This is a genomic window from Acetobacter malorum (genome assembly GCF_001580615.1).
Classification (GTDB): domain Bacteria; phylum Pseudomonadota; class Alphaproteobacteria; order Acetobacterales; family Acetobacteraceae; genus Acetobacter; species Acetobacter malorum.
In genome coordinates this window covers 311,119-325,906 of the sequence record NZ_LHZC01000057.1, presented here as the reverse complement: position 1 = coordinate 325,906, position 14,788 = coordinate 311,119, and the positions used below count along the sequence as shown (strand labels likewise).

13 protein-coding genes are annotated in these 14,788 nt (G+C 62.8%); 6 read left to right on the top strand and 7 right to left on the bottom strand.

The genetic code is table 11. The annotated features are described in order from the left end of the window. Positions 1 to 66 precede the first annotated feature (66 nt). The 4 genes from AD930_RS17000 to argH form a co-directional block, all read right to left on the bottom strand. On the bottom strand, positions 67 to 2,901 hold the full coding sequence (locus AD930_RS17000; RefSeq protein WP_061507129.1) for a DUF4175 domain-containing protein: 2,835 nt from the start codon (positions 2,899 to 2,901) through the stop codon (positions 67 to 69). Beyond that, positions 2,898 to 4,241 (bottom strand): diaminopimelate decarboxylase, encoded by a 1,344-nt coding sequence (lysA, locus tag AD930_RS16995; RefSeq protein WP_061507128.1) that lies wholly within the window; start codon positions 4,239 to 4,241, stop codon positions 2,898 to 2,900. Before lysA ends, AD930_RS17000 begins: the two co-directional genes overlap by 4 nt. Before the next feature lie 125 nt (positions 4,242 to 4,366). Further along, complete coding sequence (locus AD930_RS18145; RefSeq protein ID WP_167375208.1) at positions 4,367 to 4,510, bottom strand: hypothetical protein; 144 nt, start codon at positions 4,508 to 4,510, stop codon at positions 4,367 to 4,369. 2 nt (positions 4,511 to 4,512) lie between these two features. Further along, positions 4,513 to 5,973: an argininosuccinate lyase gene (argH, locus tag AD930_RS16990; protein ID WP_061507127.1), complete on the bottom strand. Its 1,461-nt coding sequence runs from the start codon at positions 5,971 to 5,973 to the stop codon at positions 4,513 to 4,515. Positions 5,974 to 6,221: 248 nt separating this feature from the next. Between argH and AD930_RS16985 the strand changes: the two genes are divergently transcribed. The 6 genes from AD930_RS16985 to AD930_RS16960 all read left to right on the top strand — a co-directional run bounded on the left by AD930_RS16985 (position 6,222) and on the right by AD930_RS16960 (position 10,584). After that, entirely contained in the window at positions 6,222 to 6,545 is a 324-nt protein-coding gene (locus tag AD930_RS16985; RefSeq protein ID WP_061507126.1) for a hypothetical protein, read from the top strand. A gap of 94 nt (positions 6,546 to 6,639) precedes the next feature. Beyond that, positions 6,640 to 7,497 carry an N-formylglutamate amidohydrolase gene (locus tag AD930_RS16980; RefSeq protein WP_082781965.1) on the top strand — a complete coding sequence of 286 codons (858 nt, stop codon included), beginning with the start codon at positions 6,640 to 6,642 and terminating at the stop codon, positions 7,495 to 7,497. 246 nt (positions 7,498 to 7,743) lie between these two features. Continuing rightward, positions 7,744 to 8,619, top strand: a complete 876-nt coding sequence (locus tag AD930_RS16975) for a shikimate dehydrogenase (protein WP_061507185.1) — start codon at positions 7,744 to 7,746, stop codon at positions 8,617 to 8,619. Positions 8,620 to 8,670: 51 nt separating this feature from the next. Further along, entirely contained in the window at positions 8,671 to 9,258 is a 588-nt protein-coding gene (gene coaE, locus AD930_RS16970; protein WP_061507125.1) for a dephospho-CoA kinase, read from the top strand. Then, entirely contained in the window at positions 9,255 to 9,932 is a 678-nt protein-coding gene (gene dnaQ, locus AD930_RS16965; protein WP_061491223.1) for a DNA polymerase III subunit epsilon, read from the top strand. Before coaE ends, dnaQ begins: the two co-directional genes overlap by 4 nt. Before the next feature lie 145 nt (positions 9,933 to 10,077). After that, a complete protein-coding gene (locus AD930_RS16960; protein ID WP_061507124.1) occupies positions 10,078 to 10,584 on the top strand; it encodes a hypothetical protein in 507 nt (168 codons plus the stop codon). 75 nt (positions 10,585 to 10,659) lie between these two features. On the opposite strand, the gene AD930_RS16955 is transcribed toward AD930_RS16960, so the two are convergent. The 3 genes from AD930_RS16955 to rpe form a co-directional block, all read right to left on the bottom strand. Next, a complete protein-coding gene (locus AD930_RS16955; RefSeq protein WP_061507123.1) occupies positions 10,660 to 11,772 on the bottom strand; it encodes a glycosyltransferase family 4 protein in 1,113 nt (370 codons plus the stop codon). An 11-nt stretch (positions 11,773 to 11,783) separates the two neighbouring features. Beyond that, on the bottom strand, positions 11,784 to 13,964 hold the full coding sequence (locus AD930_RS16950; protein ID WP_061507122.1) for a heparinase II/III family protein: 2,181 nt from the start codon (positions 13,962 to 13,964) through the stop codon (positions 11,784 to 11,786). A gap of 93 nt (positions 13,965 to 14,057) precedes the next feature. Continuing rightward, positions 14,058 to 14,729 (bottom strand): ribulose-phosphate 3-epimerase, encoded by a 672-nt coding sequence (gene rpe, locus AD930_RS16945; RefSeq protein ID WP_043552151.1) that lies wholly within the window; start codon positions 14,727 to 14,729, stop codon positions 14,058 to 14,060. Between the last annotated feature and the right edge of the window lie 59 nt (positions 14,730 to 14,788).

Here is a 14,788-nt window from a genome sequence, read left to right as displayed (position 1 = left end):
AAAGATGGTGAGACCCTAGGGCTTTTGATGGCGGGTAGGCAAGGCCAAGGCCGTCCTTTTCTGACCTCAGAACGGTTTGAGCAGACGGTCCAGATAGTCCAGTTCCTGCTGCGGGCGCGTGCGGTCGGAATCGCGGCGGCGCAGTTCCTGCTCAATCTCCCGCGCGCGCTGGCGGGCGACGTTATCGGGGATATGCGTGCCGTCATCCGGGGCCTGATCCCCGCCTTCACCCATGCGGCGGCCCAGCGGGTCACGCTTGCCTTTGGCGTTATCCTGACCGTCGCTGTCATCCGCGTCATCAGAGGGGGACGCACCGCCATCCCCTTCGTCCCCGCTGCCCTGACCTTGCGATCCTTCACCCTGTCCACCGGACTGGCCGCCGCTATTGCCGCCAAAAGCGGGCAGGAAGCTCGGGGTCGCGTTCTGGCCGTTGCCCTTCATGGTGTCCTGCATCTGCTGGCGGCTTTTGCGCAGGGCTTCCAGCACTTTTTCTTCCGCCGTGGCGGCGGCAGCATCATCTCCGTCGGCCAGAGCCTTGCGGGCATCGTGCATGCTTTTCTGGGCGTCGGAGAACGCCGGGGGCGTTTTGCCGGTGAGTTCCTTGAATTCGTCTTTCAGCTCATCCAGCGCGCGGTCCAGTGCATGCTGGGTGGCGCGGTCCGTGCGGCGCGCAGCGGCTTGTGCTTCAGCTTTGGCCGGATCCAGAGCGGGTTGCTGGGCATCGTCCGAAGAGGTGTCGGGATGGTGAGGGGCTGCGTGTGGCGAGGGGGCGTTCTGGTCAGTGCCGGGGGGCACGGGGAGGCCGAGCTTACGCAGCAGTTCAGAGGTGGACATGGCACCGTAATCCTCATCCCCGTCTTCGTCCGGGTCCATGTCGTTCTGCTGGCGGGCCTGAGCGCGAAGTGTTTCATCCAGACGGGACTGAGCATGGTCCAGCAGGGACGTTTCCTTACCCGTCAGGTCCCGCAGAGCGGCGGCCTGTTCACGCGCTTTCTGCTGCGCCACCATCTGTTGCGCCATGGCCGCCATATCCTGCGGGGTGGCGTTGCGCATGCGCTCCGTGGCGTCTTCCATTTGTTGCAGGCGTTGCAGGGCCTCGGCGGAGTGGCCGTTGGCGGCATCACGCTGCAACTGCTGCATCAGGCGGGAAAACGCCTTATCTCCGGCTTTGGAAAAACCGGGCAGATCCGGAATGGCCGTATGTTCCCGCATGGCCTGCGCCGCGAGAGCCTGCATCTTGCGGGCAATGGCGTCTTTCAGGGTTTTCAGTCGCGCTTCCAGTTCCTCACGCGCCTGCGGGGATTGCTGACCGTCTTCCCGCATATGCTGCAACTGCTGGGCCACGGCTGCCTGAGCGGCGCGCACCTCAATGGAGGCCTGAGCACTGGCATCATCGCCTTTGCGGCGGTCTTCAATATCCAGTGCCAGATCCCACAGCAGATTAGTCGTGCTGGTGCGGGCGGTTTCCGTATCCACTTCCTTGTCGTCCAGCATAGCGACGAGGCTCGTCAGGGTCAGGAACATGCCCGTGTGATCATTAATCGGGCCGGGGGTTTCCCCAAGGGCGGCGAGGTCCGTTGCGGTTTCGCTCCGGCTTTCGCGCCCCAGAGCAAAGCGTTTGCGCAGGTCCAGCACTGCGCGGGCCACGGGGGAGTGGAAGACGCGCGCGCCCAGCCGGAAGGTGGCCGGTTTGCTCTGGCCTTCATGTCCGCTGACAGCGGTCGCGACGACGTTGCCGGTCACCTCTTCGCCTGCCCATGGATCTTCCGAAAGGTCCGGCGTGCTAAGGCCTTTGGCTGATTTGGGATGGCCGCTGAGGGGCAGAGGCACTGTGAGCGTGCGGGACGGCCCGCGCCCCGGATGCACAAGATGCAACTGCACGGAGAGCGAGGCCAGCCCGTAGGCATGTGCTGCTTCATACGGCAGGCGGGTGCGCCAGTCTGTTTTGCCAGCGCCGGGGTTAGGGCCCCATGCAGCGGTGGGGGCAGCATCGGGCAGAACTGTCACGGGCCAGCGGGTAAGGGTGCGGCCTCGTCCGGCTACGCGCACAAGGCCGCTGTGGTGGAGGGTGACTTGAATTTTCCAGCTCTGCCGGTCCAGCGTCTGGCGGGCTTCATCCTGCATGACCAGCCCGCCTGCGCTGCGCAGAACGGGGTGGGAGGACAGGCCTGTGACAATAACGGTCAGCCGCGCGCCTTCTGGTACAGAGGGAGCGGGAGCATTAGGGTTGAGGAAAACCGGGGCTTCCGGCGCGTAAGCCGGAGGGGTAATCCACGCTTCCACATGCGCCATCGGCACGTCCGGGTCATCCCGTCCGGGGATGAACGCTGCCAGAAGACGACCGGGCGCGGACGACCCTGCCATAACCCCGGTGCCAACCAAAGCCGCCAGCAGAGCGGCCCCTATCCAGCGGCGCGCCGGGCTGGCAGGCAGCAGGCGCGGCCATCCGGCGCGTAACGTGCCAAGAGAGGCCAGAACACGCTGCTGGTGAGCCTGCCACAACGGTTGCGGCTGGCCTTTGCGGGCACCGGCAGGTTGATCTGTCAGGGTGGCGAGCGGGCGGTTGTGGAGGCCGGAGGCGCGTTCAATCCGGCGGTCAATGGCGGCCGCTGTGGGGGCCTTCAGGCGGGAGAGGTCATTATGCAGGCGCCAGCCACACAGGCTGAGCCATCCGGCAACAGCCACAAGTCGCAGCCCGTCCGGCAGATGTTGCGGCAGGCGTAAAAGCCCCGCCACGCCATACACGCCAAGGAGCGCCAGCGTGGGCTGAAGAGCGGGCCAGAGTTGTTCGGTATGCAGCACATAGGCCGCGTGTTGGCGGACGGTCGCCAGCCGGGCCGCCAGAGAACCTCCGTCCGCAGTGGAGGAGGCCAGATCCTGTTTCAGATCCGCCGTCTTCATGCGGTTCCGGCAAGGTGGGAGGGCACGCTTTCATCCTGCCACAGGGCTTCAAGCGGCTGGCGCGGGCGGATTACGTGCCACGCGCCCTTGTCCACCAGCACTTCCGCTGCCAGCGGGCGACTGTTGTAGGTGGAGCTCATCACAGCGCCATAGGCCCCGGTATCCAGAATGGCCACGCGTGCGCCGCGCTGCATAGGGGGAAGGGCGCGGTCCCGCGCGAAGGTATCCCCGCTTTCACACACTGGGCCAACCACATGCGCCGGGCCTGCGGGCAGGGCGGCGTCATGCGGGCTGAGGGGAACAATGCCATGCCAGGCATCATACATGCTGGGGCGCAGCAGGTCATTCATGGCGGCGTCCAGCACAAGGAACGGGGCTTCATCACCACGCGCCTTGTTCAGAATAACAGTGCTGAGCAACAGACCGGAGGGACCAACGGGCCAGCGCCCCGGCTCAATGGCCAGACGGACATTCAGGCCGCCGAGTTCTGCCTTGATGGCCCCGGCCAGTGCTTCCGGCTGGCCTTCCGGCTCGTTGCGATAGGAAATGCCAAGGCCGCCGCCACAATCCACAACCTCAACTGTCTGGCCCGCGGCCCGCACGGTCTGCACCAGTTCGGCAATGCGGGCGTATGCAGCGCGATAAGGCGCGACGGAAGTAATCTGGCTGCCAATATGGGTGGAGAACCCGACCGCGCGAATACCGGGCAGGCTTGCGGCACGGGTGTAGAGGGCTGCGGCGTCATCATACGGGATGCCGAATTTGTTGGCGGCCAGTCCGGTGGTGATTTTGGCGTGGGTTTTAGCGTCCACGTCCGGGTTTACGCGCAGGGTGATGGTGGCGTCTTTGCCAAGTTTGCTGGCAATGCCGGAAATGATGTCCAGCTCTTCCGCACTTTCTACATTGATCTGCCCAATGCCCAGACCAATGGCATGCTCCAGCTCGGCATCACTTTTGCCCACCCCGGAAAACACGATGTGGCTGGCCGGGATGCCAGCCTTGAGCACACGAGCCAGTTCGCCTCCGCTGACGATATCCGCACCAAAGCCTTCCTGACGCAGCAGGGAGAGGACGGCCAGATGATCATTGGCCTTCACGGCATAATGGATGGAAGCGTTCAGTCCGGCATCCTGCATGGCTTGGCGCATCCGGTGCATGCGCGCGCGCAGGGTATCACCGCTCAGCACCCAGCAGGGTGTGCCAACTTTATCCGCAATGGCGTTAAGCGCCACGCCATCCAGCATCAGGCCGCAGAGCGGGTCCATCTCCAGAAACGGGCGGCTGGCCAGCAGCTCCGCAACGGATGGGTCCGGGTCATGAAACGTCACATCATCGGCCATGGGGCGCGTAAGCCTTGAAAATAAAATGCTCCGGCACCCATGCGGCAGGGCGGCTTCTGCCGGACCCGGAGCGTGTTTGTTCTGTTATACCGCCAGCCTGACAGATTGCCAGTCATCACGCCAGCTTAGTCGGCGGGCGGGTAGCCCTGCGGATAGATGATTTTATCCTGCGGCCCCGGCGCGTGGGGAGAGCCCTTCTTGCCGCAGCCGCTCAGCGGCAGGGCCAGCACAACCAGCGCCAGAAAGCTGACAATCAGACGGATCTTCATGCTCAGGCCCCTTTGTGTTCAGCCGCAGGTTCAGCATCCAGTGCGGCCAGCCATTTGCGGGCTTCACGCTGCACATTGCTGCCAGCGGTGCCGCCCTCGCTGGTGCGGGAGGCAATAGAGGCTTCGACCGTCAGCACGGAATAGATATCGTCCGTAATGCCGGGTTCTTCCGCCTGCATTTCTGCCAGAGACAGATCCGCCAGATCCACACCTTTTTCTTCCGCTTTGGCGACCAGTCGACCGGTGACGTGATGCGCGGTCCGGAACGGCACTTTGAGCACCCGCACCAGCCAGTCGGCAATGTCAGTCGCGGTGGAGAAGCCGGAGCCAGCCAGCGCACGCATCTGCGCCGTGTTAGCCGTCATATCCCGCACCATGCCGTCACAGGCGGCGAGGGAGAGGGCGGCAGCATCGGTCGCGGCAAAAACCGGCTCTTTATCTTCCTGCATATCTTTGGCGTAAGCCAGCGGCAGGCCTTTCATCACCGTCAGCAGGCTGACAAGGCTGCCGGTAATGCGGCCTGTTTTGGCGCGCACCAGTTCAGCCGCATCCGGGTTGCGCTTCTGCGGCATGATGGAGGAGCCGGTAGTGAACGCATCGGACAGGCGGATGAAGGAGAACGGTGAGGAACACCAGATCACAATCTCTTCCGCCAGACGGGAGAGGTGCATGGCCATGATGGACAGGGTCGAGAGATATTCCAGCGCAAAGTCCCGGTCCGACACGGAATCGAGTGAGTTCGCCGTCGGGCGGTCAAAGCCCAGCGTGCGAGCCGTCATCTTCCGATCGATGGGGAAGGACGTGCCTGCCAGCGCTGCGGAGCCGAGCGGGCATTCGTTCAGGCGTTTGCGGGTGTCTGCCAGACGGCCACGGTCACGGGCCAGCATTTCCACATAGGCCATCAGATGGTGGCCAAACGTCACGGGCTGCGCGGTTTGCAGGTGGGTAAAGCCGGGCATGGGGTCTGAGGCATGCTCTTCCGCACGGCGGGCGAGGGCGCGCATCAGGGAGGCCACCTGCTGGTCCAGCCCGTCCAGCGCGTCCCGCGTCCACAGGCGGAAGTCGGTCGCGACCTGATCGTTCCGGGAGCGGGCGGTGTGCAGGCGTTTGCCGGGCTCGCCAATCCGTTCGGACAGGCGGGCTTCGATATTCATGTGAATATCTTCCAGCGCTTCGGAAAATTCAAAGCGTCCGGCTTCAATATCCTTGCCGATGGCCGTCAGGCCTTCGCGGATGGCGGCTTCATCCTCAGCAGAGATAATGCCGGTATGGGCCAGCATGGCCGCATGGGCCAGAGACCCTGCGATATCCTGCTTCCACATGGCTTTATCAAACCCGATCGAGGCGTTGATGGCCTGCATGATCTGGGAAGGGCCACCGGCAAAACGGCCGCCCCACTGCATGTTGGCGTCTGCTTTGGCCCCGGCGGCCGTGCTGGTGGTGTCCGTGCTGCTCAGAGACATGTCATGCCCCAACCCGTATCCTTAAAAAGTGTCTGTGTGCTGCATCCGGTGGGTCAGGCCCGTGGGTGCAGCGTGCAAAGCGTGCACCCTACTGATGCGCGCGCCGTGGCGCAAACCGTGAGGATACGCCATGATGCCGTTATCACCTGTTGTGAGGGCGGGGCTGCCCTGCTACGCGGCATGGGTTTTCGTAACGCGGGATCATCCCTATCTTGCGCAGGCAAGAGGAACAGGATTCCAAGGAGTTCATGACTATGAGTGCAACGAACAAACTTACGACCTACGCTGTGATTGATCCCGGCCCGAATGTGCTGCTGGAAGTCATGAAGGCCGCAAGCCCGATTGCAGCCGTGAAGAAAATTGAAGAGAAAATGCGCGGGCCTGAATATGTGGCAGCCCGTTCCTACGATCTGGGTGGCGAAGAATCGCTGGACGGGGCCGACCCGGTCTATCTGGTCTATGACCTGACGGATGCGGAACTGGATGATGAAGGCCTGACGGGTGAAGATGCCGGTCTGCTGCGCGCTCAGGCTGATGAAGCTGGCGTGGTTGTCTCTTCCGCCAAAGGCTGAGGCATGAAGACTTCTGGCAAAACGCCGGAGTGCTGAGCAGAAGGCCGCCCGGTTTTGCCCGTGGTGGCCTTTTTGCGTAATGGAAGGACGCAGGATGACGGATAGCGCCGCAGAAACAGCTTCAAGTTTTGCCGTCTATGGCACCGATCAGGGCAGCCCCTTTGTGCTGGTGAGCGACCATGCAGGCCGCGCCGTGCCGGCCGCGCTGGGGGATCTGGGCGTGAGTGCGGAAGAGCGCGCGCGCCACATTGGCTGGGATATCGGGATTGATGGCGTGGGCCGTCAGTTAGCCGCTTTGCTGCCTGCGGTGCTGATTGAGCAGGTTTATTCCCGGCTGGTGATTGATTGTAACCGTGCCCCCGACCACCCCACCTCTATTGTCACCACGAGTGATGGCACGCCCGTTCCCGCCAATGAGGGGCTGACGCCGGAGCAGATTGCTGCCCGGCATGAGACCATTCTGCATCCCTACCACGCTCGTATTACGCAGGAACTGGATGCCCGTCTGAAAGCCGGTCGCCCGACGGCGGTTGTGGCGCTGCACAGCTTTACGCCGGAAATGCGCGGCTTCAGGCGGCCATGGCAGGCCGGTATCCTGCATAATCAGGATTCGCGTCTGGCCCACATCATGCTCGACCTGCTGCGGCAGGATGGTCTGACAGTGGGGGACAACGAGCCTTATGCGCTTACCGATACGTCCGACTATACCATCCCGTTGCACGGTGAAAAACGGCAGCTACCGCATCTGGAAATTGAAATCCGGCAGGATCTGATTGCGGATGAAGCCGGCCAGAAAGCGTGGGCCGAGCGTCTGGCGCGCCTGCTGCCGGAAGCATGGGTGCAGTTCTGCAAAATCTATGGGGCCAGCGGGACTGTGGAAGTGCTTACCGCGCAGGATAACCAGCAATCCGCTCCGGCATCTGTAAAGCAAGCAGCGCAGGCCAGCCGGTAGTCTGGCAGGCAAGCGGGTTTCTGGGCTGAGTGTCATGCGTGAGAGACTGGGGCTGAATCGCAGAGGTATGCAGGCTGCATGCGTGCGTTTCAGAACTGTTCCGACCGCTTTATGTGTGGCCTTTGCGTCCGCGCGTGTTGCCCGTAGTGTTTGATAAAGCCATTTTTTGAAACAGGAGCCCCCTTTCGCCGGCTGTGCGGAGGGGTGCGCATCCGTTTTCCCCCGTCTGAAACGCCAGAGAACAGCATGACCAAAACGCCTGATTCTGTTTCCCCCAAACCTCAGATCATCACCGGCAAGGCGCGTCTGGCCGGGGTGCTGGGCTGGCCGGTTTCACACTCCCGTTCTCCCGCGCTGCATAATTACTGGCTGCGACGCTACGGGATTGATGGCGCGTATGTGCCGCTCCCCGTAAAGCCCGAACAGTTTGAAGCTGCCGTGCGTGGTTTGCAGGCTGCCGGGTTCCGGGGCGCGAATGTCACCATTCCACATAAGGAAGCCGCGTGTGCGCTGGCGGATGAGCTGGACCCGTCCGCCGAGCGGGCCGGGGCCGTCAATACGCTGGTGTTTGAAGAGGATGGTCGGATTCGAGGCCTCTCGACCGACGGCGGGGGCTTTGTGGCCAGCATGGACGCCAGCGGCATCCGCCTTCAGGCATCAGGTCGGGCGCTGCTGCTTGGGGCCGGGGGCGCTGCGCGGTCAGTCGCCGCAGCGTTGCAGGACCGGGGGCTGCATGTCGCCGTGACCAACCGCACGCAGGCGCGGGCTGACAGTCTTGCCGCTGTTCTGCCGGGGCTGGAAGTTGTGCCGTGGGAGACGTGGGAAGCCGGGCTGGGCGGGTATGACCTGCTGGTGAACACTACATCACTGGGGATGGAAGGCGGCCCGGACCCGATGTTCCGTCCGTCTCTGAAAGCGGCGTCTCATAAACTGGTTGTGGCCGACATCGTTTACGTGCCGCGCCTGACCCCGCTGCTGGCTGAGGCAGAACAGCACGGTCTGAAAACGCTGGGCGGACTGGGGATGTTGCTGCATCAGGCACGCCTCGGCTTCCGTGAATGGTTCGGGCAGGACCCGGTGGTAGATGCCCAAACAGAAGCGACCGTAACCGCCAGTTTGTGACGCGCTGGTGGGGAGAGCGTGGCGCGCATCAGGCAAACAGAAAGGTCTGACATGAAGGTTGTGGGGCTGACAGGCGGGATGGGTATGGGCAAAAGCACCGTGGCCAGCATGTTCCGGCAGGCAGGCGTTCCGGTATTTGATGCCGATGCGACCGTCCGCCAGCTTCAGGCCGACAATGGTCCGGCCCTTGGGCCGATTGCGGAGCTGGTGCCGCAGGCCGTGACTAACGGACATCTGGACAGAGCCGTCCTACGGCGTGCCGTGGCGGAAACGCCGGGGCTGTTGCGGCAGCTTGAGGCCATTCTTCACCCCATGGTGCGGGCGGCTCGACAGGCGTTTCTCACCCGCCACCGGCGGCAGGGTGCGCGCTGTGTGCTGCTGGATATTCCGCTGTTGTTTGAAACCGGCAGTCAGCGGGCGTGTGACCATGTGTTGCTCGTCTCCGCCCCGCCGCGTTTGCAGGCTGAGCGGGTGGCTCGGCGGCGTGGGTTGCCAAAAGCCGAGGCCCGGCGGCTGATGGCCCGGCAAATGCCCGATGCCAGAAAGAGACGGCTGGCGGATACGGTGATAGACACCGGCGTGACTCTGGGCGCAACGCAGCGGCAGGTTCGTTCTTTGATTAAGGCACTAAAGGCATGAAACGCTCCATTCTGTTCGATACGGAAACCACAGGGCTGGACCCCGCCACCGGGGACAGGGTGATTGAAATTGCCGCCCTTGAACTGGTGAGTGACCTGCCGACAGGCCGCAGCTTCCGCGTGCTGATTGACCCGGAGCGGGACGTGCCGGAAGAGGCCTCCCGCGTGCATGGCTTTACGGCAGCGGATTTGCAGGGGAAGCCGAAATTTGCCGAGGTTGTGGACGAATTTCTCAGCTTTATTGGCGATGACCAGCTGATTGCCCACAATGCCCGCTTTGACTTTGGTTTTCTGAATGCGGAACTGAAGCGCGCCGGGCGCAAGCCGCTGGATCTGGGCCGCATGGTGGATACGCTGGACATGGCGCGCGAGCGCTTCCCCGGTATGCCCAACAGTCTGGATGCGCTGTGCCGCCGTTTTGGCATCGATCTGTCTGCCCGAACCACCCATAACGCCCTGCTGGACTGTAAACTGCTGGCCGATGTGTATGTGGAGCTGATGGGCGGCCGCCAGCACGGGCTCGGGCTGGTGGCAGATGGCACCAATGGCCATGCGGTGATGTATGAGGGGCCGGTGAATCGTCGGGTTGTGCGGGTTGTGCCCACGCAGGAAGAACTGGCGGCCCACCGCGCTTTTCTGGAAGAACTGAAGGACCCTGTGTGGAATGCTGAATAGAGGCAGGATATCTTTTTAAACAAGGTTACTGTCTTTATGGTCTTGCCGTGTTTCTTCTTTCCGTAAAACATGGCAAGACGAAAAGGCGCTGCATCTGGATCCCCCGGACTTTGGCGGCCGCCATCCTGAAGCAAGGAGCCTGTTGATGCGCTCTGCATCCCTTCACATTGCGACTGCCCTGGCCTTGTGTGGTACATGGTCTTTGACCGCCTGTGCCCAGACGACGCTTGGGCCTGTAACGGGTGAAGTCTCATTTCACACCAGCTCAGCCGATCTTGGCGTGGGCTACACGTGGGGCCATGGGGTTCTGACTTACGGCGGCCGGACCTATCCGTTCTCCGTCAAAGGCGCTTCCGCCGCTGCAATCGGCTATTCGTCCGGTGACAGTGTGGGCAAGGTCTATAATCTCCAGCGGATTGAAGATTTTGCCGGCACGTTCTGGGCGCTCTCCGGTGAGGCGACAGTGGGCCGTGGCGTGAGTGGTCAGCTGATGGAAAATGATAACGGCGTGCGGATTCGTCTGGACTACACGCGGGATGGGGCACGCATTGCGGCGTCTCCCTCTCGTCTGACCATCCGTTTGCTGAAAACGCCGGATCAGTCTGCCGGTGAGCAGACAGGTAGCGCAAAAGCCCATACGGCGACCAAATAAATTTTGGGATGTGATGTGGCGCAGAGGGTGTGAAGAGGATCTGAGCCTCTCACCTGCGCCCGTCACTTTGTCTGCTTAGCCGCTGGTAAGCAGCTGCACCGTTTTCTGAATAATCTGCTTTTCTTCAAACAGTGCCAGAGCGCGCTGCCGTCCTGCTTGCCCCATACGGGTGCGCAGGGGCACGTCCTGCACGAGTTGGCGCAGGGCCGCTGCGAGGGGGGCGACTGTGGCCGGAGGCACCAGCAGGCCGGTTTCTCCGGATATAACCTGTTCACGCGGGCCGCTGATATCGGTGCTGACCACGGGCAGGCCCGTCATCATCGCTTCGATAATGGACATGGGCAGCCCTTCAAAATGACTGGGCAGCGTGAAGATATCTGCTGCGGCCAGAACCGCAGGGGTGTCGGCCCGGTAGCCCAGACATTTCAGGCGCGGACCAAGGGCGGCCTGTGCTTCGGCAAAACAGGCGTCCAGTGCCGCACCGTGGTCAGAGGTCAGGCGTTCACCTACCACCCACAGTTCGGCTTCGGGCACGCTGTGCATGGCGTCCAGCAGTTCCGGATAGCCCTTGTGGCGCACCAGACGGGAGACCACGACAATAACCGGTGTTTCTTCTGCCGTGCCCAGTTCCTGCCGGATGCGGGCGCGGGCTGCCGGGTCTGGCCGGAAGCGGGAGCTATCCCGCCCGTTGCCAATGGCGATGGGGTTGCGGGCGATGTGCAGCCGCCGGGCATCCTCAGCCTCTTCCTGCGAGACGGTGAGATAAACATCCGTCATCCGCCCGCAGAGAAATTCCAGAACCAGCGCCAGCCCGCGCCGTAGCGCAGACCCCGGCTGATTGAACAGGAAGCCGTGGCAGGTATAGGCAATGCGCGGCACGCCACAGAGTTTGGCAGCCACACGGGCCAGAATACCGCTGATGGGCATATGGGCGTGCACCATGTCCGGCTTTTCCCGCCGAATGAGCCGCACCAGCGCCCAGAACGCCCGGGCCTGCGCGATGGGGGAAAAAGAGCGGGCAAAGGGCAGCGTTTCCACCCGGAACCCGGCCTGCCGGGGCGGGGCGACCAGAGGACCATCCGCACAAACCCCCACCACTTCATGTCCCTCATCCCGCAGGGCGCGCATGAGGGGGAGAAGGAAGTGGTTCAGGGAAAAATCGACGTTGGTGATTTCGAGAATTTTCACGCTGGTCTTACTCAGTCAGTCATCAGCGTGAGTGCCCACCGGACAGGGCGCATGGCCGGGGCGGAGGGAGCAGCCTCGGTGGGTTTGCTGGAAGCTGCGGATTCAGAGGCCTGTGCGGATGCCCCGTGATCTGTGGGACCTTCCGTCTGCGACGCATGGTCAGCGGCCGCATCCTCCCCGGCAAACAGCGCCTCCGCCATGCTCGGCGTTTCCTGCGTAGCGTGTTCGGAATGGTCCGTATGGCCCAGGCCCGTCGTGCTGGCGGCCTGATACGGCATGCTGTCGGCGGGAGGCGCATCATGCAGCAGCGGGCTGAAGGCATCCTCTTCGCTGTCCTGCGGGGCTGAGGCGTAAGCCTCTCCCTCCTGCGTATAACCGTGCGCGTCCGTCTGGGCGTAGGTGTGGTCTGGGTAGGGAGCAGACGTATCCTGTTCGGCGTGGCCCCCGTTTTCCGGCTGATAGGCCTCGTGCTCCGTTGCCTCATGAGACTGGCCGTAAAAAGCGTCCTGTTCTGTAGCGCGGTCTGCGGAATAAGTGGCGCTATCTTCCGGGTAAGCCTCACCCTCCGCATGGGCGGCGTGGTCTGCACCCTCCGCCTCGGGGTCCTGATCCTCTTCGCCTTCTGCCGCGGCCGCACGTTCTTCCGGCGGTTCGGGTGCTTCCGGCGGGCAGAGGACAATTTGCAGAGAATCCACGCGTTCCCCGCTGCCCAGATAGACGCTGTCTTCCAGATAAGCGGCCACGTTGGCCTGAAACAGCCAGCTTTCTTCATGCGTGTAGAGCAGGAAACCGTGTTCGATTTCTTCCACGGTAATGTCGGGGTGCAGGTGGAAGCGTATACAGAAATCCCGGCTTTCTGTGCCTTCCAGAGCTTCTGCCCCGCGCAGGGTCTGGCCATCTTTGCCCAGATAAAGCTGGCGGGAATACACGCCGCCGCCCTGAGGCTTGTAGCCATCATGCGTCATGTGCAGCCAGTGCGCGCCCTCCTGCGAGGCCTGCGCGCGGGTGACGGTGGGCCTGCGCGTAATGGTGCCGCTCTGGTTCCGCATGATGGGGGAAAGTGAGCCCATTTCCAGCACGGAATGGGCTGCCGGGACGCGCAGCGCCTCAGACCAGCCACGCTGCGTGCTGGCGCCGCAATTGACGATAATCCGCTGGCGGCCAGAAGAAAATTCAAACGAGAGCATACCCGCATGGGCCGTGCTGTCATAGCCTGCCGGGGCAGGGCCTGCGGCATCGGCAAACAGCATGGTTCGACCGCTGGTAAGGCGGATATAGCCGCTTTCCGGCTGGCTGGCAGCGACGACGCGCCCGCGGGAGGCACGGTTGAGCACCTGCTCAATCAGTTGCGGGTCGCGCTCCCGGCTGCCGTTAAACAGCATCAGCCCGCCATCCCCGTGCCGCATGGCACGCAGGGCCGGGGCCGCGCGGTCTGCCACTTCCATCAGGCGGGTGGGCAGGGGCAGGCGGGCGGTCTGGAGGATGCTGAGCATTTCCGCCAGTTCCCGCACGGCCTGAAACTGGTCTTCCGGGCAGCGGGTGATGTGACTGCCATCCGCGAGGAACTGCTGATCAATTTCCTGATCAATCAGCTTGAGATAGCGGGACAGAAATTCCGGATGGTCCGGAATGGCGACGGCAACGGCCAGCAGGCCCTTCAGGGCTGTCAGCGCGCGCCAGCCACGGGCTCCCTCCGGCATCAGCGCCATAATGGAGCGGGCTTCCATAATCAGCGCGGCCATAAGGTTCTGCCGGAAATGATCATCCGCAGCAGCAGCAAAAAATTCGTAATAGGAGAGCCACGCGGCCAGACGCGCCCCGGTTACAGAGGGGTCAGTAATCGGGCGCTCAGAAGCAGGCTGGCCAATCCATGTGGCGACCATGCTGCGCGCCTTGATGCGGGCAGATTCCGCCCCCAGTTCCCGCAGGTCCCGCAGCCAGGTAAAGCCTTGCAGCCAGCGGCGATAGGCTTCCGGCCATGCGGGGTTGTCCCACTGCAAATGCTGGAGGTTGCGCACAACCCCTTCAAACAGGCTCTGGTTCCGCACCAGCCGCTCACCCACCAGAGGGTCCCCCGGCCAGAGGTCTCGCAATGTCAGGGCCGGTGCGGCAGGCACACGGCTAAAACCACCCAGCGGGTTCCGCATGGCAAAGGTCAGACGGGCATCACGGGTCCAGCGGCGCAGGGGCATCAGGCAGGGAGTGCTCCGAAGTGAGAGGGCGGGGAAAACAAGGGGGCTGTCAGGAGTGATAAAGCCCTGCGCAAGAGGGCGGAATGATCTGCATCATGCTGTAACGGGAGAGCGCAGGGCGTCTATCGCTGCGGCATAGTCCGGCTGAGCGTAAATCGCACTGCCGGCAATCAGCACATCTGCGCCAGCCTCAACGGCCAGTGGGGCGGTTTTAGGGTCAATCCCGCCATCCACGGCCAGACGGATATCCCGGCCAGTAGCCGTAATCATCTCACGCAGGCGGCGGATTTTGGGCAGCTGGCTGGTCAGGAATTTCTGGCCGCCAAAACCCGGGTTAACACTCATCACCAGAATAACGTCCACCATATCCAGAATTTCGCTCACGGCTTCCGGTGGTGTTGCCGGGCACAGCACAATGCCGGGTTTGGCCCCGAGCGCACGGATATGCTGGAGCGAACGGTGGGCATGCGGCCCGGCTTCGATATGGATAAGGATATGGTCCGCCCCAGCCTTGGCAAAGGCTTCCAGATACGGGTCGGCAGGTTCGATCATCAGATGCACGTCAAACGGCAGCGTGCTGTAAGGCCGCAGCGCTTTGACGACCTGCGGGCCGAAGGAGATGTTGGGCACAAAATGCCCGTCCATCACGTCCAGATGAATCCAGTCTGCCCCGGCTCTGGCCACGGCCTGCACTTCCTCGCCCAGACGGGCGAAGTCGGCGGCAAGAACACTGGGAGCAATAAGGGGGCGGGTTACAGAGTGCATAACTTTTGTTATCCGCAATCCCGCCGCCTGACGCAACTCTGTTAAAGCGCGTTTGGAAG